The organism is Litorisediminicola beolgyonensis, assembly GCF_042679605.1.
Taxonomy (GTDB): Bacteria; Pseudomonadota; Alphaproteobacteria; order Rhodobacterales; family Rhodobacteraceae; genus Litorisediminicola; species Litorisediminicola beolgyonensis.
The window spans coordinates 1-20,370 of record NZ_JBHTMU010000037.1; the positions used below are offsets into that span (position 1 = coordinate 1).

At 67.7% G+C, this 20,370-nt stretch carries 24 protein-coding genes and 1 riboswitch; of the genes, 13 read left to right on the top strand and 11 right to left on the bottom strand.

Translation table 11 applies throughout. The annotated features are described in order from the left end of the window. The 4 genes from ACFQ4E_RS16500 to ACFQ4E_RS16515 all read left to right on the top strand — a co-directional run. Window positions 1-342, top strand: a 342-nt coding sequence (locus ACFQ4E_RS16500; protein ID WP_386805503.1) for an aspartate/glutamate racemase family protein, incomplete at its 5' end; no start/stop codon positions are given. After that, window positions 339-1,073, top strand: a complete 735-nt coding sequence (locus ACFQ4E_RS16505) for a hydratase (RefSeq protein ID WP_386805505.1) — start codon at window positions 339-341, stop codon at window positions 1,071-1,073. The genes ACFQ4E_RS16500 and ACFQ4E_RS16505, both read left to right, overlap by 4 nt. Window positions 1,074-1,153: 80 nt before the next feature. Next, a complete protein-coding gene (locus tag ACFQ4E_RS16510) occupies window positions 1,154-1,378 on the top strand; it encodes an AbrB/MazE/SpoVT family DNA-binding domain-containing protein (RefSeq protein ID WP_386805507.1) in 225 nt (74 codons plus the stop codon). 10 nt (window positions 1,379-1,388) lie between these two features. Next, a complete protein-coding gene (locus ACFQ4E_RS16515; protein ID WP_386805509.1) occupies window positions 1,389-1,763 on the top strand; it encodes a type II toxin-antitoxin system death-on-curing family toxin in 375 nt (124 codons plus the stop codon). A gap of 6 nt (window positions 1,764-1,769) precedes the next feature. On the opposite strand, the gene ACFQ4E_RS16520 is transcribed toward ACFQ4E_RS16515, so the two are convergent. Next, complete coding sequence (locus ACFQ4E_RS16520) at window positions 1,770-3,137, bottom strand: amidase (RefSeq protein WP_386805510.1); 1,368 nt, start codon at window positions 3,135-3,137, stop codon at window positions 1,770-1,772. 342 nt (window positions 3,138-3,479) lie between these two features. Then, a riboswitch (guanidine-I (ykkC/yxkD leader) is annotated at window positions 3,480-3,586 on the top strand. 92 nt (window positions 3,587-3,678) lie between these two features. Between ACFQ4E_RS16520 and ACFQ4E_RS16525 the strand changes: the two genes are divergently transcribed. The 6 genes from ACFQ4E_RS16525 to ACFQ4E_RS16550 are packed head-to-tail and all read left to right on the top strand — an operon-like array spanning window position 3,679 to window position 8,236. Next, window positions 3,679-4,734 carry a putative urea ABC transporter substrate-binding protein gene (locus ACFQ4E_RS16525; protein ID WP_386805512.1) on the top strand — a complete coding sequence of 352 codons (1,056 nt, stop codon included), beginning with the start codon at window positions 3,679-3,681 and terminating at the stop codon, window positions 4,732-4,734. Window positions 4,735-4,760: 26 nt separating this feature from the next. After that, window positions 4,761-5,573 (top strand): ABC transporter permease, encoded by an 813-nt coding sequence (locus tag ACFQ4E_RS16530; protein WP_386805514.1) that lies wholly within the window; start codon window positions 4,761-4,763, stop codon window positions 5,571-5,573. Window positions 5,574-5,628: 55 nt separating this feature from the next. Further along, on the top strand, window positions 5,629-6,396 hold the full coding sequence (locus tag ACFQ4E_RS16535) for an ATP-binding cassette domain-containing protein (RefSeq protein ID WP_386805516.1): 768 nt from the start codon (window positions 5,629-5,631) through the stop codon (window positions 6,394-6,396). Next, a complete protein-coding gene (locus tag ACFQ4E_RS16540; protein WP_386805518.1) occupies window positions 6,377-7,633 on the top strand; it encodes an agmatinase family protein in 1,257 nt (418 codons plus the stop codon). Before ACFQ4E_RS16535 ends, ACFQ4E_RS16540 begins: the two co-directional genes overlap by 20 nt. Then, window positions 7,623-8,072: a hypothetical protein gene (locus tag ACFQ4E_RS16545; RefSeq protein ID WP_386805520.1), complete on the top strand. Its 450-nt coding sequence runs from the start codon at window positions 7,623-7,625 to the stop codon at window positions 8,070-8,072. The genes ACFQ4E_RS16540 and ACFQ4E_RS16545 overlap by 11 nt, the downstream gene beginning before the upstream one ends. Then, entirely contained in the window at window positions 8,069-8,236 is a 168-nt protein-coding gene (locus ACFQ4E_RS16550) for a hypothetical protein (RefSeq protein ID WP_386805521.1), read from the top strand. The genes ACFQ4E_RS16545 and ACFQ4E_RS16550 overlap by 4 nt, the downstream gene beginning before the upstream one ends. A gap of 320 nt (window positions 8,237-8,556) precedes the next feature. Here ACFQ4E_RS16550 and ACFQ4E_RS16555 read toward each other — a convergent pair whose 3' ends face one another. Then, window positions 8,557-9,651 carry an AraC family transcriptional regulator gene (locus ACFQ4E_RS16555; RefSeq protein WP_386805523.1) on the bottom strand — a complete coding sequence of 365 codons (1,095 nt, stop codon included), beginning with the start codon at window positions 9,649-9,651 and terminating at the stop codon, window positions 8,557-8,559. A gap of 75 nt (window positions 9,652-9,726) precedes the next feature. On the opposite strand from ACFQ4E_RS16555, the gene ACFQ4E_RS16560 reads away from it, so the two are divergent. From ACFQ4E_RS16560 to ACFQ4E_RS16570, 3 genes are read left to right on the top strand one after another with little or no spacing between them, the layout of a single operon-like run. Further along, the gene (locus ACFQ4E_RS16560) at window positions 9,727-11,055 is read left to right on the top strand and encodes a glutamine synthetase family protein (protein ID WP_386805525.1); all 1,329 of its coding nucleotides are present in this window, start codon (window positions 9,727-9,729) and stop codon (window positions 11,053-11,055) included. Window positions 11,056-11,057: 2 nt separating this feature from the next. After that, window positions 11,058-11,783, top strand: coding sequence for a glutamine amidotransferase-related protein (locus tag ACFQ4E_RS16565; RefSeq protein WP_386805527.1), 726 nt, complete (start codon window positions 11,058-11,060; stop codon window positions 11,781-11,783). Further along, window positions 11,780-13,042 carry a cytochrome P450 gene (locus ACFQ4E_RS16570; protein WP_386805529.1) on the top strand — a complete coding sequence of 421 codons (1,263 nt, stop codon included), beginning with the start codon at window positions 11,780-11,782 and terminating at the stop codon, window positions 13,040-13,042. The genes ACFQ4E_RS16565 and ACFQ4E_RS16570 overlap by 4 nt, the downstream gene beginning before the upstream one ends. A gap of 35 nt (window positions 13,043-13,077) precedes the next feature. Here the strand turns inward: ACFQ4E_RS16570 and ACFQ4E_RS16575 are convergent, their stop codons facing one another. The 9 genes from ACFQ4E_RS16575 to ACFQ4E_RS16615 form a co-directional block, all read right to left on the bottom strand. Beyond that, a complete protein-coding gene (locus tag ACFQ4E_RS16575) occupies window positions 13,078-14,364 on the bottom strand; it encodes a TRAP transporter large permease (protein ID WP_386805531.1) in 1,287 nt (428 codons plus the stop codon). Next, window positions 14,357-14,851, bottom strand: coding sequence for a TRAP transporter small permease (locus tag ACFQ4E_RS16580; RefSeq protein WP_386805533.1), 495 nt, complete (start codon window positions 14,849-14,851; stop codon window positions 14,357-14,359). Before ACFQ4E_RS16580 ends, ACFQ4E_RS16575 begins: the two co-directional genes overlap by 8 nt. Continuing rightward, window positions 14,848-15,867: a TRAP transporter substrate-binding protein gene (locus ACFQ4E_RS16585; RefSeq protein WP_386805535.1), complete on the bottom strand. Its 1,020-nt coding sequence runs from the start codon at window positions 15,865-15,867 to the stop codon at window positions 14,848-14,850. The genes ACFQ4E_RS16580 and ACFQ4E_RS16585 overlap by 4 nt, the downstream gene beginning before the upstream one ends. A gap of 129 nt (window positions 15,868-15,996) precedes the next feature. Further along, the gene (locus ACFQ4E_RS16590) at window positions 15,997-16,512 is read right to left on the bottom strand and encodes a flavin reductase (RefSeq protein ID WP_386805537.1); all 516 of its coding nucleotides are present in this window, start codon (window positions 16,510-16,512) and stop codon (window positions 15,997-15,999) included. After that, entirely contained in the window at window positions 16,509-17,462 is a 954-nt protein-coding gene (locus ACFQ4E_RS16595; protein ID WP_386805539.1) for a PDR/VanB family oxidoreductase, read from the bottom strand. The genes ACFQ4E_RS16590 and ACFQ4E_RS16595 overlap by 4 nt, the downstream gene beginning before the upstream one ends. Before the next feature lie 8 nt (window positions 17,463-17,470). After that, window positions 17,471-18,229 (bottom strand): SDR family NAD(P)-dependent oxidoreductase, encoded by a 759-nt coding sequence (locus ACFQ4E_RS16600; protein ID WP_386805541.1) that lies wholly within the window; start codon window positions 18,227-18,229, stop codon window positions 17,471-17,473. Then, window positions 18,229-18,723 (bottom strand): aromatic-ring-hydroxylating dioxygenase subunit beta, encoded by a 495-nt coding sequence (locus tag ACFQ4E_RS16605; RefSeq protein WP_386805543.1) that lies wholly within the window; start codon window positions 18,721-18,723, stop codon window positions 18,229-18,231. Before ACFQ4E_RS16605 ends, ACFQ4E_RS16600 begins: the two co-directional genes overlap by 1 nt. Then, entirely contained in the window at window positions 18,720-19,994 is a 1,275-nt protein-coding gene (locus ACFQ4E_RS16610) for an aromatic ring-hydroxylating oxygenase subunit alpha (RefSeq protein WP_386805545.1), read from the bottom strand. The genes ACFQ4E_RS16605 and ACFQ4E_RS16610 overlap by 4 nt, the downstream gene beginning before the upstream one ends. Before the next feature lie 3 nt (window positions 19,995-19,997). After that, window positions 19,998-20,369: a hypothetical protein gene (locus tag ACFQ4E_RS16615; protein WP_386805546.1), complete on the bottom strand. Its 372-nt coding sequence runs from the start codon at window positions 20,367-20,369 to the stop codon at window positions 19,998-20,000. Window position 20,370: the final 1 nt, after the last annotated feature.

A 20,370-nucleotide genomic window follows, 5' to 3' on the forward strand; every position in this document is an offset into this window, starting at 1 on the left:
GCCTCGGGCCTCGGGGCGCGGTTCGCCGTCGCGACCACGACGCCCGAGCTACAAGACCGGATCGACGCCCTCATGCGCGGCGCCGGGGGCGACTATGTCGGCTCGTTCTTCGCGGCAAGCTCTGACCCCGTGGCACTGACCCGCGACCGCGCGGCGCTCGATGCGGGCCTTCTGGGCGCGGTGAGGGAGGCGGCGGCGGCGGGCGCGGAGCGCGTGATCATCGGCGGCGGTCCCCTGGCCGAGGCGGGCCTGCGCCTGGCCGACCGCAGCCCGGTGCCCCTGGTCCATCCGCTGATCGCCGCCGCGCAGGAGATGGTGGCGGCGCTCGAGGCGGCGACATGACCGAACGGCTCGCCCGCGCGCTGATCGTCGCGCATGAGACCCGCGTCGCGACCATGCCGTCCGACGACACGCCGCAAACGGCGGACGAGGCCTATGACGTGCAGCGCCGGGTCATCCGCTATTTCGGCCCGCCCGGCGGCTTCAAGACCGGGCAGCAGGGCTCCGCGCCGCGCATCGTTGCGCCGATCCGGGGCGACCGGGTCTACGAGAGCGGCGCCGAGATCCGGGCCGACGGCGCGCTCGGGATCGAGCTGGAGATCGGCTTTCGCATTCTCGAGATGGCGGGCCGCGATCTCGTGCGCCGGGCCGAGCCGGTGGTCGCGCTGGAACTGGTGCAGAGCCGGATCGCCGGGCCGCGCGCCGCCGAGGCGCTGGTCAAGCTCGCCGATCTGCAGATCAACTGGGGGCTCGTAGTGGGCGAGACCGCACCGGATTGGGGCGGCGGCGACGATTCCACCGTGCGGGGACGGCTCGTCATGGGCAGCCGCGTGGTGCTCGACGGCGCGGCGGCGGTGCAGGGCGGCTCGGCGCTGAGATCTCTGAGCGCGGCGGCCAAGCTCGCGGCGCGCGAGCATGACGGGCTGGTGCCGGGCCAGGTGGTGATCACCGGATCGCTGAACCCTCTGGTCTGGGCCGAGCCCGGAACGCGGATCGAGGGGTGGATCGAGGGGATCGGCACGGTCGCGGCGCAGCTGCGCGAGACCCGGGTGCTCGGGCGCGGCGAGGGCTGAGACGGGTCGGGCAGGGCCGCCCGTGTTGACGCACTGCGCCGGAGGACGTATATCCAGATGTATATCCGAGAGGGGTCGAGATGATCGAAGTGAAAATCCGCAAGGTCGGCAACTCGGCCGTCGTGACGCTGAGCTCGGAGATGCTGGCCCTGCTCGACGCCAAGGAGGGCGACACGCTCTACGCGGTCCGTACCGATGATGGCGGCTTGAAGCTCATGGCGGAAAATCCCGAGCTGCAGGCGGCCCTGGCCGCGGCGGAAGTGGTGATGGACGAGAACCGGGACCTGCTTCAGGCCCTCGCATGAGCCCTGTCGAATGAGCCCCTGGGTCTGGGTTCCGATCCAGGCGCTTTACGTCGTCCATGACCGGCAGATCGCACGCCATGGCGGCGGCTCGGGTCTCCGGGACGCGGGCCTTCTCGAGATGGGCTGCGCACGGCCGATCAACCGCGCGGGCTATACCGAGGCGGATGTGTTCGACATCGCGGCGGCCTATGCCTTCGGGATCGCCAAGGCGCATGCCTTCGTCGATGGCAACAAGCGCACCGCCTTTGTCGCGGCCTTCACCTTCCTGCGCCTGAACGGGGCGCCCCGGCGACCGGATTCGATGACCGGCGTGCGGATGATGGAGGATCTGGCCTCGGGCGCGGTCTCGGAAGAGGCCTTCGCGGCGTGGCTGCGGAGCCTCTAGCCGAGCCTAAACCATGCCAGGATCGGTCCCGCCGATGAGCGGCGCGACCTTGGCGGCCAGCGCCAGGAGCCGCGCGTCCTGCCCGCGCGGCGCAACAATCTGAAGCCCGAGCGGCAGCCCGTCGGGTGTGGTGCCCGAGGGCAGGCTGATCGCGGGGCAGCCCGCGTGATTGGCCTGCGGCGTGAAGGCCGCGTGATCGCGCCCGGCGCAGGGCTTGCCCACGATGGTCGCGGGCGCCGACAGCTCGACCGGCCAGGCCGGGCAAGGGGTCGTCGGTGTGAGGATCGCGTCGAAGCTGCGGAAGAAGACGCGCAAGGCCTCGGTCAGTCGGTGCGCGGAGAAATGGGCCTCGGCGACCTCGGTGCCGCTCAGCGCCAGACCGGCCTCGATCTGAGCACCGAGATCCGGATCGAAGAGCGCGGGCTCTGCGCGCCAGCGGTCGCCGAAGAGCGCCGCGAGCCCGGCAAATTGCAGGGGCAGGGGGTCCGCGCCGGTGGTGCCCTGCCAGTCGGGCGCGGCCTCGGTCAGCGCGACCCCGGCATCCGAGAGCGCCCCGATGGCGGCGTTGAAGTTGCGCGCCACCTCGGGCTCCAGCGCCTGCCCGGTGCCGAAATCCGGCGAATAGGCCAGCCGCAGGGGCTCGCCAGCAGCGTCGGGCAGGAGCGGGGCCAGAACGCGGGTCATCAGGAGAATGTCCTCCATCGAGCGGGCGAGCGGGCAGAGGCTGGAAATGCCCCAGACCGGCTCGTCGAAGCCCGGGCCGTAGGGGATCACGTCCGGGGTCGGCTTGAACCCGAGGATGCCGACATGCGCCGGAGGTCGCCGCGACGAGCCGCCCGCATCGGTGCCGAGCGCGAGAGGGCAGATCCGCGCCGCCACCGCCGCGACGCAGCCGCCCGAGGATCCGCCGGGGGTCAGGGCGGGGTCGACCGGGTTGCGGGTCATGCCGTAGAGCGGCGTATTGGTGGAGCCCTTGCAGGCGAACTCGGCGCAGGTGCCGATGCCGAGGATCACCGCCCCGGCGCGGCGCAGCATCCGGACCGCGATGGCGTCCTCGGGGGCCACGAACTGCTCGAAGAGCCGCGAGCCCTGGGTGATCCCCATGCCACCGACCCAGATATTGTCCTTGATCAGGACCGGGACACCGGCGAGCGGCAGGTCCTCTCCGGCAGCGAGGCGCAGCGCGACCGAGCCCGCCTCCTGCATCACGCGGGGATTGAGCCGGGTGATCGCGTTGAGGCCCGGGTTGCGATCGTCTGCGCGGTCAAGCGCGGTGCGGGCGGCGTCGGCGGGGGTCAGGTCGCCCGCGCGGATCGCGGTCGCGAGCGCGCTGGCGGAGAGGTCCATGGGATGCGGCATGAGATCTGTCGTCATTGAAATGCCTCTCCGGGATGGCACGTCCCGGCGCGTCACCTCAAACCGCGCGCGCACCGGATCCGCGAGGCGTAGGGCGCTGCCCGAAATACGGGCAGAGGGACCGCCCGATGCCTGCCCATGTCTCGCTCGGCTGACCTCGCGCGGCGCGGGCGACCGGCGGGGCACCATGCTCCGGCGTCGGAAACGCGGCCCGTCGGTCCGCCCCGAACTGCGCCCCCGGCGCCGCTTTCTTGAGCGAGGCCGCTTACTTTCGCTCAAAACACGGGCATTTGTCAGGCTCTGAGGCCTGCAGACAACGCTCAAACCGTGACTCGCACCGAGGGCCAGCCATGCTCGCCTCAGCAGCGCGTCTAGGGTTCCGCCCCAAGCAGGGGGTCTGGTCCGAGAGATGCGACCCGGGCGATGACAGCCGTCCGGGCACACGGCGGGACAAAATCCCGGGAGAGCACTGCGTATCAGGGAAGGTCCGTCTCTCACGTTCCGCCTCGGCTCTCTGATCGTCCTTGTCCTGGCGGAACACTGCTTAGGGGGATCACCCATGCGTGCATTTCGCAACCTTGCCGCCGTCACGGCCGTTGCCGTCGCGGCCGTCAGCCCGGCGGTCGCGCAGGAAAAGACCGAGTTCCGCGTCGCCTGGTCGATCTATGTGGGCTGGATGCCCTGGGGCTATCTCGAAGAGTCCGGCATCATGGACAAATGGGCCGAGAAATACGGCATCGATGTCGAGATCGTTCAGATCAACGACTACGTCGAGTCGATCAACCAATACACCGCCGGAGCCTTTGACGGCGTGTCGGCGACCAATATGGACACGCTGTCCATCCCGGCGGGCGGCGGTGTCGATACCACCGCGCTCATTGTCGGCGACTTCTCGAAAGGCAACGACGCGATCATCCTCAAGGGCGAGGGCGGCCTGACCGACCTGGCCGACAAGCCGGTGAACCTCGTGGAGCTGTCGGTGTCGCATTACCTGCTCGCCCGTGCGCTCGACAGCGTCGACCTGAAGGAGAGCGATCTGGGCGGCGTCATCAACACCTCGGATGCCGACATGATCGCCGCCTTCCAGACCGACGATGTCGAGGCGGTGGTGACCTGGAACCCGCTGGTCTCGACCATTCTCGAGGATCCGGCGGCCAACAAGCTCTTCGACAGCTCCGACATCCCCGGCGAGATCATCGACCTGATGGTCGTGAACACCGAGACGCTCGAGGCCAATCCCGATTTCGGCAAGGCGCTGGTCGGTGCCTGGTACGAGGTCATGGGCCTGATGGCCGCCGGTGACGAAGAGGTGCTGACCGCGATGGCTGAAGCCTCGGGCACCGATCTCGAGGGCTACAAGGCGCAGCTCGCCTCGACCGAGATGTTCTACGATCCCGCCGAGGCCGTGGCCTTCACCGCCTCCGAGGAACTGCCGAGCACGATGGTCAATGTGGCGGAGTTCCTCTTCGACAAGGGCATCCTGGGCGAGGGCGCGCCGTCGGCGGATTTCGTCGGCGTCGCCTATCCGGACGGCAGCGTGACCGGGGATGAGGCCAACGTGCGGTTCCGCTTCGACACCACCTACATGCAGATGGCCGCCGACGGCGCGCTTTAAGGTGATCGGGCGCGGAGGGCTTCGAGATGCGGCTCATCAACAGGCGGCCCGGCGTCGTTCTGGCGACGGCGCTCACGATCCTGCCCTTCGCGCTGGTCTTCATCGCCTATGCGATCGGCTCCGAGATCCGGCTTGCGGCCAACCCCTCGGACAAGCTCCTGCCATCGCCCGCGACCATCGCAGAGACGGCGGGGCGGCTTTTCACCGAACCGGACCGCCGCTCCGAGCGCATCCTGCTCTGGCATGACACCGCCGCGAGCCTCATCCGGCTGACGCTCGGTGTCGGGATCGCCGCGGCGCTGGCGACGATCCTCGGGCTCCTGATCGGGCTTCTGCCGCATGTGCGCGCGACGCTTGCGGGCTTCGTGGCGGTGGTGTCGATGATCCCGCCGCTCGCGGTCCTGCCGATCCTCTTCATCGTCTTCGGGCTCGGCGAATTGTCGAAAGTGGTGCTGATCGTCATCGGCATCCTGCCCTTCCTGATCCGCGACCTCTCGGCCCGGGTGATGGAGATCCCGCGCGAGATGATCGTCAAGGCCGAGACACTCGGCGCGTCCTCGCTGGTGATCGCGCTCCGGGTGGCGCTGCCGCAGCTTCTGCCGCGCCTCCTGCAGGCGGTGCGGCTGTCGCTCGGCCCGGCCTGGCTCTTCCTCATCGCCGCCGAGGCCATCGCCGCCGAGCAGGGCCTCGGCTACCGCATCTTCCTCGTGCGCCGCTTCCTCGCGATGGACGTGATCCTGACCTATGTCATCTGGATCACCGCGCTGGCCTTCGTGATGGACCTCGCGCTGCGCACCCTGTCGCGTCGGCTCTTTCCCTGGAGGGAGGCGGGGCTGTGAGGGCGCTTCCGCACATGGACCGCACGGACGACCGGCCGGTGCCGCGGGGCGCGCCATGAGCTTCGTCGAGATCCGCGACATCTTCCAGAGCTACGGCACACGCCCGATCCTCGAGCGCGTCAACGTGACCGTGGAGGAGGGCGAGTTCATCTCCATCGTCGGCGCGTCGGGCTGCGGGAAGTCCACCTTCCTGCGCCTGCTTCTCGCGCAGGAGCGTCCGACTCGCGGCACCATCCGCGTCGCCGGGGCCGACCCCGCGCAGGAGCCGGGGCTCGCGCGCGGCGTCGTCTTCCAGCGCTACTCTGTTTTCCCGCATATGACCGTGCGCGAGAACATCATCGCGGGCGAAAGCTTCCGCACCCGTTGGGGCCGCGTCTCGGGCGCCGCGCGCCGCGCCGCCGAGACCCGCGCCGACGAGACGCTGGTGCGGATCGGTCTCGACCATGTCGCCGGGAACTACCCCGCCACGCTGTCGGGCGGGATGCAGCAGCGTCTCGCCATCGGGCAGGCGCTGGCCGCGAAGCCGCGCATCCTGCTTCTCGACGAGCCCTTCGGCGCGCTCGATCCCGGCACCCGGCTCGCGATGCACGACTTCCTGGGCGAGCTCCGCCGCGAGACCGGCATGACCGTCTTCATGGTCACCCATGACCTCGAAGAGGGCTTCAAGCTGGGCGACCGCGTGCTCGTCTTCGACAAGCCGCGCTGGGATCCTACCGATCCCAACGCCTACGGGGCCACCATCACCTACGATTTCGACGCCCGCGACGGCGGCATCCCCTTCCAACGCATCACGGAGGACACCCATGTATTTCGGCCAGAGTGACCGTTCCACCGAGCGGTCCCCCTCTCATCATCCGGGCGATCAGCGCCATGAGGCGCGCCGGGCGCATCATCCCGACCTGACCCGGCTCCAGGGCTGGCGGTCGATGAAGGCCGAGGCCGATCTTCCCGAGGGCCGCTGGGACGAGGAGCGCCGCTGGGCGCTGCGCATGGGCCTGACCGGCGCTGACAGCATCGAGGACAAGTCGATCCCGACCTTCGCGCGGGGCGAGCTGCCGCATTACGCGGGCATCAACACTTTCCTCAAGGCACCCTATGCCGAGGATGTCACCGAGGTGAAGGATTACGACGCCACCGTTCTCGGCATCCCCTTCGACGGCGGCACCACCTACCGCCCCGGCACGCGGTTCGGCCCACAAGGGGTGCGCAAGATCTCGGCGCTCTACACGCCCTATAATTACGAGATGGGCGTCGACCTGCGCGAGCAGATGACGCTCTGCGACGCGGGCGACGTCTTCACCATCCCGGCCAATATCGAGAAGAGCTTCGACCAGATCAGCCGCGCGGTGAGCCATGTCTTCTCGAGCGGCTCGCTGCCGGTGATGATCGGCGGCGACCACTCGATCGGCTTTCCTTGCGTGCGCGGCATCGCCGAATGCACCTCGAAGAAGATCGGCATCGTGCATTTCGACCGCCATGCCGACATCCAGGAAAAGGACCTCGACGAGCGGATGCACACGACGCCCTGGTTCCATTCGACGAACCTGCCGAACGTGCCCGCCAAGAATCTCGTGCAGGTGGGCATCGGCGGCTGGCAGGTCCCGCGCGAGGCGGTGAAGGTCGCGCGCGAGCGCGAGACCAACATCATCACCATGTCCGACATGGAGCGCATGGGCATCGACAAGACCGCCGAGATGGCTCTCGAGATGGCCTGGGACGGGGTCGACATGGTCTACATGTCCTTCGACATCGACAGTATCGATTGCGGTTTCGTGCCCGGCACCGGCTGGCCCGAACCCGGCGGCTTCCTGCCGCGCGAGGCTCTGGCGCTCGCCTCCAAGGTCGCGGCCGAGGGCATCTGCGGCATGGAGCTCGTGGAGGTCTCGCCGCCCTACGACACCTCCGACATCACCGCGCTCATGGGCACCCGCGTCATCGTCGACGTGCTGGGCTCGCTGGTGGCCTCGGGCAATCTCGGCAAGCACAAGGCGCATATCGACAAGCCGGTGACCATCCCGCACGGGGAGTTCGAAGGGAAGAGGTGGTCCAATGCCACATGACATCGTCAATGGTCACATCGGGCATCACCATCACCCGCACGACCACAACCACCCCCATGACGGCGACCACCTGCACAGCCACATGCCGCCCGAGGACGCGGCGGCCGAGCTGCAGGTGCTGGCCACGCAGTTCATCGACGGCTTCACCCAGGCTGCCGACAAGAACGCCTACCTGCGCCTCGCGGGCGTGCCCTTCGAACGGCCCGGCAGCGGCGGCGCCACGGCGCTCAAGCTCGTCGACGTGGCGCTGACCACCGAATGGCAGGTCGGCACCGCCTCGCCCTCCTTCGGCTCGCGCGAGCTGAGCTATCTGCCCTACCCGGGCGAGATGGTCCGCGAGCGCACCAACATGTCCCTCGTCTACGTCTCCTCGGACGAGAAGAGCCTTCTCGATATCCGCGACTTCCTGTCCCAGAAACAAAAGGACCACCAGCTATGAAACCCATCGCCCTCTCGCTCCTCCTCCTCTCCACCGCCGCTCCGGCAATGGCCCATGTCGAAACCCTGCCGCACAGCCACGGCGCCGATGCCCCGCTCTGGGGCGCGGCGCTTCTCGTTGCGGCATTGGCCGGGATTGGTCTGGCCGTCCTGCGCCGGGCCTGAGGGCTACCGGAGGCAACACGGTTCAAGGCAACCTTGTGAAACGGAAGCGGGCGAGCGTGGGAAGCTCCAAGATCGCCCGCTTCAGGCAGCGTCGTCGAGTTTTGGATAAGTGCGGTACGGTTCGTGCCAACTCTCGTTCCTATCTTTCGTGTGGGGCGGCGGGACTGGAGCGATGAAGCTCGGCTTAGAGGTTAAAGAGATATCCGATAATGAGAGTTATGTGAAACGTTCTCGCATCGGCTCACTGTAGCGGCATTTGCTCGTGCCGCATCGACCTCTGGTTCCGAGAGGCGTGACGGTCCACCCTCTTCCAGCCTGCCTCACCCCATCCCGCCAGCACCTGACGCCGCGAGGCGGGATCTGTAGTGGCGGGGGGATTCTCCTGTGACGGATCGGAAGGCGCGGGTGAAGCTGGCGGTTTCGGCGTAGCCGCTGCGTTCGGCGATCTCGAAGATGGTGAGGCGCGTTTCCGCAAGAAGCCGCGCGGCCAGTTCGACGCCGTGGCGGCGGGCGAGGTCGCGGATGGAGGTGCCCTCGGCGCGCAATCTGCGGCCGAGCGTCGACGCGCCGAGGCCCAGCCGCGCGGCCACGGTGTCCAGCGTCGGCTCGCGCCCGTCCGGGAGGGTGGCGAGGGTCTGGGTGACCTCCTCGGAAAAGGTGGTGATGGCGTGGCTCGGGCGGTCGAGAAGCTGGATGTAATGCTGCATGACCGCGACGAGGTTCGGATCCGCCTTGGGCGCGCGGCGGTCGATATCCTCGCGCCGGAACCAGAGCGCGTTCATGTCCTGGTCGAAGAAGACCGGGCACCCGAAAAGCGCCTCTTGCCGGTCTGGACGCGCCGGGCCGCGATGCTCGAACCAGACCTCCGCGGCCTTGTATCCGGGCCCCAGAAGCAGCCGCGTCAGCCGGTCGACATAGCCCAGCGAAAACTCGACATCCTGGCGGCGGGGCATCATCTCGTCATCGGTGATCCGGTAGCGGACATGGGGCTCCTCTCCGGTCTGGACCTCGAACCGGGTGGCGTCCTGGATGGTGAAGACGCTGGAGGCCAGCGCCTGCACCGCGTGGGTCAGGTCGGGCGAGGCGACGAAGATGTAGCCCGCGGGTCCGATCAGTTCCGGACCCATGCCCTGGGACAGCTCGAGGCCGAAGCTGTCGCGGCCCAGAGCCTGCGAGATGCGCTCGAACAGGCGCAGATAGGTGGCGAATGGCAGGGTCGCGTGCGGTTCGCGGATATCGGCGCGGCTCAGGCCCTCGACCGAAAGCAGCGCCTCGACCTCGGTCTCGGGGAGCGGCGCGCCGTTCAGGACCGCGTTCAGGACCTTGGCCTGGATGCGGGGAATTCGGCTCGGTTCGGTCGGATCGGGGCTCATCTGCACGAAACTATCAATTTTTTGCGCAGCCAGATCAAGCATGGCGGGGAGAGCTGCCTAACCTCTTGGAGATGACACGGGCCAGCGGAGGCGGGCCATTCCAGGGGGAAGAGAGAGATGAGCGAGCGGCCCTGCCGATTTGCCACCATTGCCATCGTCGACACGAACGGCCTTTTGCGGGGACAGAAGGTCCGGGGCGCCGATCTTCCGGGATATCTCGAGCACGGGCCCGGCATGTCGCCGGTGCAGCTTGCGCTCGATCCGACGGACGAGATCCTCGACATGCCGGGGGTCACCGACGAGAGCGCCGATTTCCACGATGCCGATCTGGCCGTCGATCCGGCGAGCTTGCGGCACATCCCCTTCGAGCGGGACGAGGACAGCCCGCTCTATCTCGCGCAGTTCACCGGCGAGGCGGCGGCGTTCTGCCCGCGCTCGATCCTGCGGCGGGTGCTGGCGCGGGCCGAGGAGATGGGCGTGGTCCCGCGGATCGGGATCGAGCTGGAATTCACGCTCTTCGACGAGACGGCGCGGTCGCTGGCGGCCAAGGGGTTCGACGGGCTCGAGACCGCGACGGCGCATCCGAGCCATGACCTGATCCTCTACCAGGCGGCGCAGGCCGAGTTCTACGCCGCGGTGGCCGATCTCTGCGGGCCGCTCGGGATCGGGCTCGGCAAGATGCACGAGGAGATCGGCGGCGGGTTCATGGAGGCTTGCATCGCCGCGACCTCGGCGCTCGAAGCGGCGGATCAGGCGGCGCTCTTCAAGAACTTCGTCCGGGTGCTGGCGATGCGGCAGGACCGGACGGTCTGTTTCATGCCGCGATGGAGCGAGGAGGCGGACAGCCAGTCCTCGCATATCCACCTCTCGCTGAGCGATCCCGACGAGACGCCGCTCTTCTGGGACCCGGAGGCACCGGACCGGATGAGCGCGCGGTTCCGGCACTTCATCGGCGGGATGCAGCGCCACCTGCCCGCGATGATGCTGGTCTTCGCGCCGACGGTGAACAGCTGGCGGCGCTTCGCCGAGGGCACCTTTGCGCCGCCCGCCCTGTCCTGGGGGATTGAGAACCGGACGACGGCGTTCCGGGTCGTGGGCCGCGGCGCGCGGTCGATCCGGGTGGAGAACCGCCTGCCCTGCTCGGACGCCAACCCGTATCTGACGCTGGCCGCGACGCTGGCGGCGGGCCTTGCCGGGATCGCCGAGGAAATCGAGCCGACCGAGGCCACGACCGGCAACGGCTACGTGCCCGGCACCTCGACCGGCCCTGCCCTGCCCGAGGGCATGGGGGCTGCGATCGACGCCCTGCGCGCCTCGGAGTTCGGAGCGGACTGGCTGTCGCCGCGTTTCGTCGAAACCTTCGCGGCGACCCGCGCGCACCAGATGCGGCAGTTCGAGGGCAAGACCCTGATCGACGAACGCCGCCGCTTTTTCGAGTTGGGCTGAAGATGAAGATCGGCATTCTCGAATGTGGCACGAACCGGCCCGAATGGGCGGAATACGGACGTTTCGCCTCGTGGTTTCCGCCGCTTCTGGAGCAGGCGGGCCAGCCCGTCGATGTTGCCGTCTGGTCGGTCTCGGAGGGAGAGCTTCCCGCACCCGAGGACCGCTGCGATGCGTGGTTGCTGACCGGCAGCCCCGCGAGCGCGGTCGACGACGCGCCGTGGCAGACGGCCCTGACCGAGTTCCTGCGTCCCCGGATCGGCCGCGAGCCGGTGATCGGGATCTGCTACGGCCACCAGCACCTTCACCGGATGCTGGGCGGGACCGTGGCCGAGCAGCGCGACTGGGGCGTGGGCGTGCAGCATTACGCGGTCACCGAATTGCCGGACTGGCTGCCCGGCGGTCGGCTCGAGGATACCGAGCGCGGGTTCAACCTCGTGGCGCTGCACCATGACCAGGTGACGCGGGCGGCCCCAGGGACGCGGGTGCTGGCGGGCTCGGACTTCTGCCCGTTCGGCGTGACCCAGATCGGCACCCATGTGCTGACCTTCCAGCCGCATCCGGAAATGGCCCCGGACTTTGCCGCCGAGGTCTACGAATTCGAGCGCGACCGCATCGGCGCGCCGGAGACGGACCGCGCCCTCGCCACCCTCGACCGGCCGCGCGACACGCGACGGGCGGCCGAATGGATCATGGCGTTCCTATCCCATCACCTGGAGAACAGAGCATGACGACGACCCTGGACGCGCCCCGGACGCGCATCGACCTCTCGGATGCAGGCCAGTGGGAGAACGGCCCGCCGCGGGCCGAGTTCGCGCGGCTCCGGGACGAGGCGCCGGTCGCCTGGAATCCGCGCCATGACGGGCATCGCGGCTTCTGGGCGGTGACGCGCTATGACGACATCGTCGCGGTCTCGAAGGACACCGGCACCTATTCCTCGCGCAACGGGGTGATCTCGCTCGACGATTTCGACGATGCGCAGAACGACAAGCGCCGGACCCTTCTCGAGATGGACCCGCCGCAGCACGGCAAGATGCGGATGCTGACGCTGCCGGGCTTCACCCGGCGCGGCGTCGGGGGGCTCGAGGACGACGTGCGCGCCCGTGTGGCCGCGCTCCTCGACCGGCTGGTCGATGCGGGTCCCTTCGAGGCGGTCGAGACCCTGACCAAGCAGGTGCCGATCATCACGCTCTGCTCGCTTCTGGGCATTCCGACGGAACGCACGGCGGATCTGATCCGCTGGTCGGACCTGCTGATCGGATCGGACGATCCCGATTTCGTCGATCCGATGGTCGAAAAATACAGCGCCGAGGAGCGCGGGATGATGCCCTTTGGCCATCCGGCAGCGCTTCTCGCCTTCGAGATGGGGCGCGAGCTGGCGGCGGACCGCCGGGCCCGCCCGCGCAAGGACGTGATCACCATGCTCGTCGAGGCCGAGGTCGACGGCCGTCCCCTGACCGAGGACGAATACCTGAACTACTTCCTGATGCTGGTCGTCGCGGGCAACGAGACCACGCGGCACACGATGAGCCACGGTCTCAGGGCGCTGGCCGATCATCCCGGCGAATGGGACCGGTTCCGCGCGGGCGGGATCCCGAGCCAGACCGCGACGGACGAGATCCTGCGATGGGCCTCGCCCGTGCATTTCGTGCGCCGCATCGCGACGAGGGACACGGATCTCGGCGGGGTCGGGATCTCGGCGGGCGACAAGGTGGCGCTCTATTTCACCTCGGGAAACCGCGACAAGGCGCATTTCGATGACCCCGACCGGTTCGATATCGGGCGCGAGACGAACCCGCACATGGCCTTTGGCAAGGGCGGTCCGCATTTCTGTCTCGGCAATTACGTGGCCCAGCTCCAGGTGCGGGTGCTGATCGAGGAGCTGGCGCAGCGCGTCTCCCGGATCGAGACCACGGGCCGCGTGTCGCTTCTGCGCTCGAACCATATCCACGGGGTGAAGGCGCTCGACCTTGCCCTGCATTCGGCCTGAAGGACCGCCCCGGCACAGATCCGGGGCGGTCTTTGTCACATCATCCGTGGCAGGAACAGGACCAGCGCCGGGAAGGCCAGGATCAGCCCGACCCGGACCACGTCGACCAGAAGGAACGGCCAGAGCCCGCGGAAGATCGTGCCGAGAGAGACGTCCTTGAGTTCCGATTTCAGCACGAAGGCGTTCAGGCCGACGGGCGGCGTGATGTAGCTGAGCTCGGTCACGATGACGACGTAGACGCCGAACCAGATCAGGTCGTAGCCCAGTCCCGCGACGATCGGGTAGAAGATCGGCACGGTCAGGGTGATCATCGACAGGCCTTCGAGCACGCAGCCGAGCGCGATGTAGATCATCGTGATGATCAGGATCGCCACCAGCGGGCTGTTGGTCACGGTGACGAGGTCGCGGATGTCCGAGCCCATGCCGGAGAGGTTCACGTAATTGGCGAAGGTCAGCGCTCCGAAGAGGATCAGGAACATGCTCGCCGAGGTCTTGGCGGTCTCGTAGAGCGTCTGGAGCAGGTCGCGCAGGTTCATCCGGCGTTGCAGCAGGACCAGGAGAAACGCGCCTCCCGCACCCATCCCGGCGCTTTCGGTGGGGGTGAAGACGCCCAGGTAGATGCCGCCCATCACGAAGACGAAGAGCCCGAGCGCGCCGATCACGCCCTTGAGCGCGCGGCAGCGCTGGCCGAGCGGCAGCTTGGGCTCCGTCGGCATCTCGATCCGGCCCGCGACGATCGAGACCCTGACCGCGAGCACGTAGAGCACGACGCCGATGATCCCCGGGATGATCCCGGCGAGGAAGAGCTTGCCGATATTCTGCTGGGTCATGATCCCGTAGAAGACGAGGATGACCGAGGGCGGGATCAGGATGCCGAGCGTGCCGCCCGCCGCGATCGACGCGGTGGAGAGACTGTCGGGATAGTTGAAGCGCCGCATCGAGGGCATGGCGATCTTGGTCATGGTCGAGGCGGTCGCGAGCGACGATCCGCAGACCGAGGAAAACCCGCCGCAGGCGATGACCGTGGCCATCGCGAGCCCGCCCTTGCGGTGCCGCATCCAGGCATAGGCGGCGGTGTAGAGGTCGTTCGCGATGCCGGACTGCACGACGAAGTTCCCCATCATCAGGAACAGCGGCAGGATCGAGAGCGAATAGGTGCGGCTGTTGTCGAAGAAGGTCTGCCCGAGCAGCGACAGGGCCGGGTCGATCCCGATGATCGCCGCCGTCCCGACCGTGCCGACGAAGGTCAGCGCCAGCCCGATCGGCACGCCGAGAAGCAGGAGGGCGAAGAGGATGACGAGGCCGATCTCCCAATCAGACATGGACGGGCCGCCTTTCGAAAATCTGGATCAGGGTGATGAGGGCGGCCACGCAGCAGAGGACCGCGATCACGTAGGCGAGCGGCGCCACCGGCACTTTCAGCGTCGGCGTGATGCCGCCATAGCCGCCGATCTGGTCGCCGATCTTCCAGAGCCGCCAGGCGATGACGCCCAGAACGCCGATGCAGAAGAGCGCGACGATCTTTTCGAGGACGCGGCCAGCGGTCTCGCCCAGCCGCAGGGTGAGCACGTCGACCTTGATGTGATCGTTGTCGAGGCTGGCGGCCGGGAGACCCACGAAGATCACCGCCGCGAGCATCAGCTCGGTGAGTTCGGTCGCGCCGTTGACCGGCGCATTCAGCAGGTAGCGCCCCAGCACGTCGGCCACGGTGAGCGCCATCATGGCGAGCAGCAACACCGCGCATATCGCCGCGATGGCGCTGCGCAGCCAGCGGGTCACCCCGCCGGCTGCCGGTGTCTCGGAGCTCATTCGGCCTCGAGCTTCTCGATTTCCGAAAGCAGCATCTCGTAGGCGGCCTGCCCGTCGACACCCGCTTCGGAGACGAGCGCGATATTGGCCTCGACCACTGGCGCGAAGCGTTCGCGCAGCGCCGCGATGTCGTCCTCGGAGGCGTCGTAGATGGCGAGGCTGCCCTCGAGCGACGCGCGCCCGGCGGCGTCCGCGGCATTCCACATCTCTCCGGCCTTGCGGACCAGCGGCTCGCCGATGATCGTCTCGATCGCGGCCTGGTCCTCGGGCGAGATGCTGTCCCACTTGGCCTGGTTCATCACCATCATGAAGGCGGTGTTGTAGACGCCGCCCTCGGCCACGAAGGCGGATTTGACGATGTCGCCGAGGCTGAAGAAGTTCACCGTCTCCCACGGGAAGAAGATGCCGTCGGCGACCTTCTGGCTCAGGAGCTCGTAGGCCTTGGAGGACGGGCCCTCGACCGGCACGGCGCCGAGGAGCTTGGCGAGATCATGCGCCACGATCGAGCCCACGCGGATCTTCTGGCCCTGGATGTCGTCGACGCTCTCGATCATCGAGGACGAGAAGATCTGCCCCGGCCCGTGGGTGTGGACGGCGAGCACCTTGACGCCCTCGTATTCGCCCGCCTCTGCCAGCATCGCGTCGTGGACGCGCTGGTAGGCGACGGAGGACACGACCGCGTCCGAGGTCAGGAACGGCATCTCGGCGACGGCGGAGGTCTTGAACCGGCCCGGCGTGTAGCCCTGCACGGTGTAGCCGATATCGACGACGCCGTTCTTCACGAGGTCATAGGTCGCGGGCGGCGGGCCCATCGGGGCGGGCAGCACCGTGACCTTGACGCGGCCCTCGGTGACCTCCTCGATCTCGGCGGCGAAGGGCAGGACGAGCTCGGAGACTTGCGGGTGCGACGGCGGCAGCCAGCTGTTCAGCGTCAGCACGGTTTCCGCCGCGCCAGATGTGGCACCGGCGATGACGGCGAGGCTGGCCGCGCCGAGAAGGTTGGTAAGTTTGGACATGGTTCATTTCCCTGTGGTTGGACAAAGGCCGTTCGGTTTGGTCTCACGCCCCTGTTTGCCGGGGCTTGTCTGAGGTCGGGGACGGGACGGAGGAGTGTCTCGCCCCCGGGCCCGCCGCTGAAGAAGGGGTCACAGCGACGGCGTTTGCAGGTGGTGATAATCCCGGCTGAAATAGACGAGGCCGGGATTGGCGGCGGCGGAGAGATGCACGCCGCGCACCTCGCAGAACATGACGGAATGCGATCCCTGTTCGATCAGCGATCCGATGCGGCAGTCGAAGGCGACATTGGCGTCCTTCAGGACCGGGCAGCCGGTCGCCAGCGTGATCCAGTCGCCCGCGGCCCAGCGATCGACCCCGTCGACATAGCGCGCGAAGGTGTTGCAGAGCTCCTGGTGCTGCGCGGCGAGCACGTTCACGCAGATATGGAAGTTCTGCAGGAAGAGATCGTGCACGAAGGACTTGCGGTTGATGCAGACCAGCAGCGTCGGCGGGCTGTCGGTCACCGAGCAGACGGCCGAGGCGACAAGCCCGTGCTTGCCCGCTGGGCCGTCGGTGGTGATCAGGTTCACCGCCGCGCCCATGCGGCTCATGCCCTCGCGGAAGGCGAGCTGGTCCTCGGTGAGGCTCGGCGCGGCGTCGGTCATAGGTCCAGCACCAGCTTGCCGCGCCCGCGCGAGCAGCAGACGCACATCTGGTCGCCGTCCTCGCGCTCCTCGTCCGTCAGGAACTGGTCGCGGTGGTCGATCTCGCCCTCGAGCACATCGGTGACGCAGGTGCCGCAGACGCCCTCCTCGCATTTCACCTCGACCTTGATGCCGTGCTCGGCGAGCTTCTTGGCGATGGTGTCGTCGGGGCCGATGGTCAGCGTCAGGCCCGAGGCGCGCGCCTCGACCTCGAACGTGTCGCCGGTCAGGTCCACATCGGCCGAGAAATACTCGCGATGAACATTGGCGGTGGCGTGGCCCGCGGCTTCGGCGCTGTCGATCACCCAGTCCATGAAGCCCTGCGGGCCGCAGACATAGAGATGCGTGTCCGGAGACGGCGCGGGCAGGTCGCGGCCGAGATCGAGCTTCTGCGCCGGGTCCTCATCGTCATGGTGGAAGACGACGCGTCCCGCGAAGGGCGCGGCGGTCAGCTCGTCGTAGAAGGCGGTGACGTCGCGCGAGCGGGTGCAGTAATGCAGGGTGAAGGGCTTGCCGAGCGCGTGGAGCCGCTTGGCCATGGCGATCATCGGGGTGATGCCGATGCCGCCGCCCAGAAGCACCGTGGTCGCCGCGCTTTCCTCGAGCGGGAAGTGGTTGCGCGGCCCCTCGACGGAGAGGGTGGCACCGGGCTGCGCGATGCGGTGGACCTCGACCGAGCCGCCGCGCGAGGCCGGGTCCTTGAGGACGCCGATCTCGTAGAAGCCGGTCTCGGCGGGGTCGGAGCAGAGCGAATACTGCCGCCAGAGATCGACCTCGGGCAGGTAGATGTCGAGATGCGCGCCCGCGCTCACGGGGGGCAGATCGTCGCCGGTCAGGCGGATGCGGGCGATGCCGCCCCGGTCGTCGATCCGCTCGGAGACGGTGAGCGTCATGGTCTGGGTATCGGTCATGTCAAAGCTCATCTCATGTAGATCCCGCCGTTCACGTCCCAGCAGGCGCCGTTGACGAAACCGGCGCGGGGCGCGGCGAGCATCGCGGCCAGTTCGGCCACGAATTTCGGGTCGCCCAGGTCGCCGACGGGGATGTTCTTCTTGGCGATCTCGATATTTTCGCCCAGCACCGCGCGCACCATCGGCGTGTCCATCGGTCCCGGCGCGATGGCGTTGCAGGTCACGCCGAAGGGCGCGAGGTCGCGCGCGAAGATCTTGGTCAGGGTCAGGATCGCGCCCTTGGAGGCGGCGTAATGCGCCCCCGTCGCGGTCCCGCCGTTCTGCCCCGCGAGCGAGGCCATGTTGACGATGCGCCCGTAGCCGCGCTCCTTCATGTGGCGGCCGAAGATCTGGCAGCCCGCGAAGGTGCCGCCGGCATTGGTGGCCATGACCTCGTTGAAGAACGCGGGCTCGATCTCGAGCACCGGCTGCACCGCGGTCCGCGCAGCGTTGTTCACCAGCACCTCGACCGAGCCGTAGAAAGTGATGCACTGGTCGAGAACGGTCTGGAAATCCTCGGGCTTCGTGACGTCGAGCGTCGCGGTGGTCGCGGTCTCTCCCGAGAGATCGAGCTCGGAGGCCACCGCCTTGGCGGGCTCCGGATCTCTATCGGTGATGACCACGCGGAAGCCGTCGCGGTGCAGCGCGCGCGCGACCTCGGCCCCGAAGCCGCGCGCGCCGCCGGTGATGACGGCCGTCTGGATATGGTCGGGCAAGGGCGCGGCCATCAGAAGAGATAGCTGAACGAGTTCAGCATCCCGTCAGAGTTCAGAAGCCGGATCACCTTGGAGTGCAGCTTGAAGCCGTCCTCGGTCGCCTTGAGCTCGTAGGCCACGTTCCCGGCCCAGACGCGCTGGCGTCCGAACTTGTCCTCGACCAGGTGCTCGGCGGCACGGACGGTGATCATGTCGCCCTCGGCGCGGTCGATCACGATCCGGCTGATGGTGCGCACGGTCACCGCGGGCGGCGCCGACGAGATCGAAAACCCCGCCTGGAAGCGCCCGACCCGGTCGCGGCGCATCTTGGCGTTGTCGTAGCAGAGGTTCAGCTGGTTGGCGTAATCCTCGCCCTCGCCCATCGGCATGATGTACATGCCGTCCTCGGTCCAGAGGTCGAGCCAGGCGTCATAGGCGCAGGCGTCGAGCAGGTCGGCCTCGTGCCAGACGAAACGGGTCACATCGTTCAGAAGCGCCGACGTGTCGATCTTGGACATCTCGGTCATGCCATCATCCTCTTCCACATCTGGTAGGCGGCGCGCATGCCGGTCTCGGCGCTGATATGGCCGCGCGGACCCGCGGTGCCGGGCTCTTCGTCGACGAGCCCGCGATTGACGAGAATGGGCAGGCTCTCGCCGCCCTTGGTGCCGCGCTGGACGCGCTCCCAGACCTCGGCGTCATCGGGGCTTCCGAAGCCCATCGGTCCCTGAAAATGCTCGTGCAGGCGCATCCGCATCCGGTTCGCGGCCGCCGGGCCGCCCTCCATGCCGAGCGCCATGTGCCGGATGTCGGTCTTCTCGACGCTGACCGGGGTCAGCACGCGGAAGAAGGCGAGGCTGAAGGACACGTTGGGAAAGAGGTTGAGGTTGAAGCCCGCCCCGCCGACCGCACGCACGATGCGCTTGACCTGATCCTCGGGATAGCCTTCGTCGCGTAACTCTTGCGCCAACTCGTCAAAGCGGGCCGGGATCGGATCGTCGAGGTTGGCCTCGAGATCTTCGAGCTCGGGGATCATCATCATCACCGAATGGCCGTTGCCAAGGTCCTCGACCCAGCCGCGCCCCTTGTCGAGAAAGTCGAACATCTCGTTCGTCGCGCCGTCGAGCGACTGCAGGAAACTCTTGTGCACGACCGGGAAGTGATAGGCGTCGGTGGTGTTCTCGAGCTGCACCTTCCAGTTCATCGGAACGCTGAACTGGTGCTCGCCCAGAACTTTGATCGGGAAACCGCCGCCTTGCTTCATGAAGAGGTCGATATAGCGGCAGACCTCCGCCCCGAGGAAATCGGTCAGCGGCTCGATCTCCTCGTTGAAGGTGGCGAAGACCATGCCCTGGTAGCTTTCGGTCCGGAGCTTCAGGAGACCGTGCTGGGACTTGTCGAAATCGTCGCCATATTGCTCGGGGTAGGGCAGCGCGCGCAGGCTGCCGTCGAGCCCGTAGCCCCAGCCGTGATAGGGGCACTGGAAGGACGCGGTCTTGCCCTTCTTGACCTCGCAGACCGTCGCGGCGCGGTGGCGGCAGCGGTTGACCATGACGTGGATCTTGCCCTTGCGGTCGCGCACCACGATCACCGGCTCGAGCCCGACATTCGACAGCTTGAACGACCCCTTGGCGGGGAACTCGCTCTCATGGGCGACGAAGACCCAGGTGCGCTTGAAGATGCGCTCCATCTCCTCGGCGAAGAGGTCCGGGTCCTCGTACATCTCGGTCGCGACCTTGGCGTTCTTCTCGTCGTAGAGCGCGTCCAGATCGCTGAATTTCGGCATATCGAGGGACATGGATCAGCTCCTGTGCTGTGCGGGAATCTCGAGCGCGCGGCCCATCCGCGCCTCGACGGTCATGTATTTCCAGAGCCGGTCATTGGCCTCGCCCACCGGCGTCGTGCGCAGGAGGTTGCAGGCGGCCTGCACCGTCGCGCGGTCGGGGAAATCGGCGAGGATGTACCAGGTGAAGGGAAAGCCCTGCGTCGCGCCCACCATCGTCTGGTCGTCGTCGAAGGTGCCGACGATCTCGACGCCGTCGAGATCCGCGATGCCGCGCATCAGCGCCTGCGTCGCGGTCCAGACCGGGCCGATCTGGTCGAAGGGCAGCGAGAAGAAGGTCGGGTGGTTGTTGAAGCACAGAAGCGTGCGGATCGGTTGCGTCTCGGACATC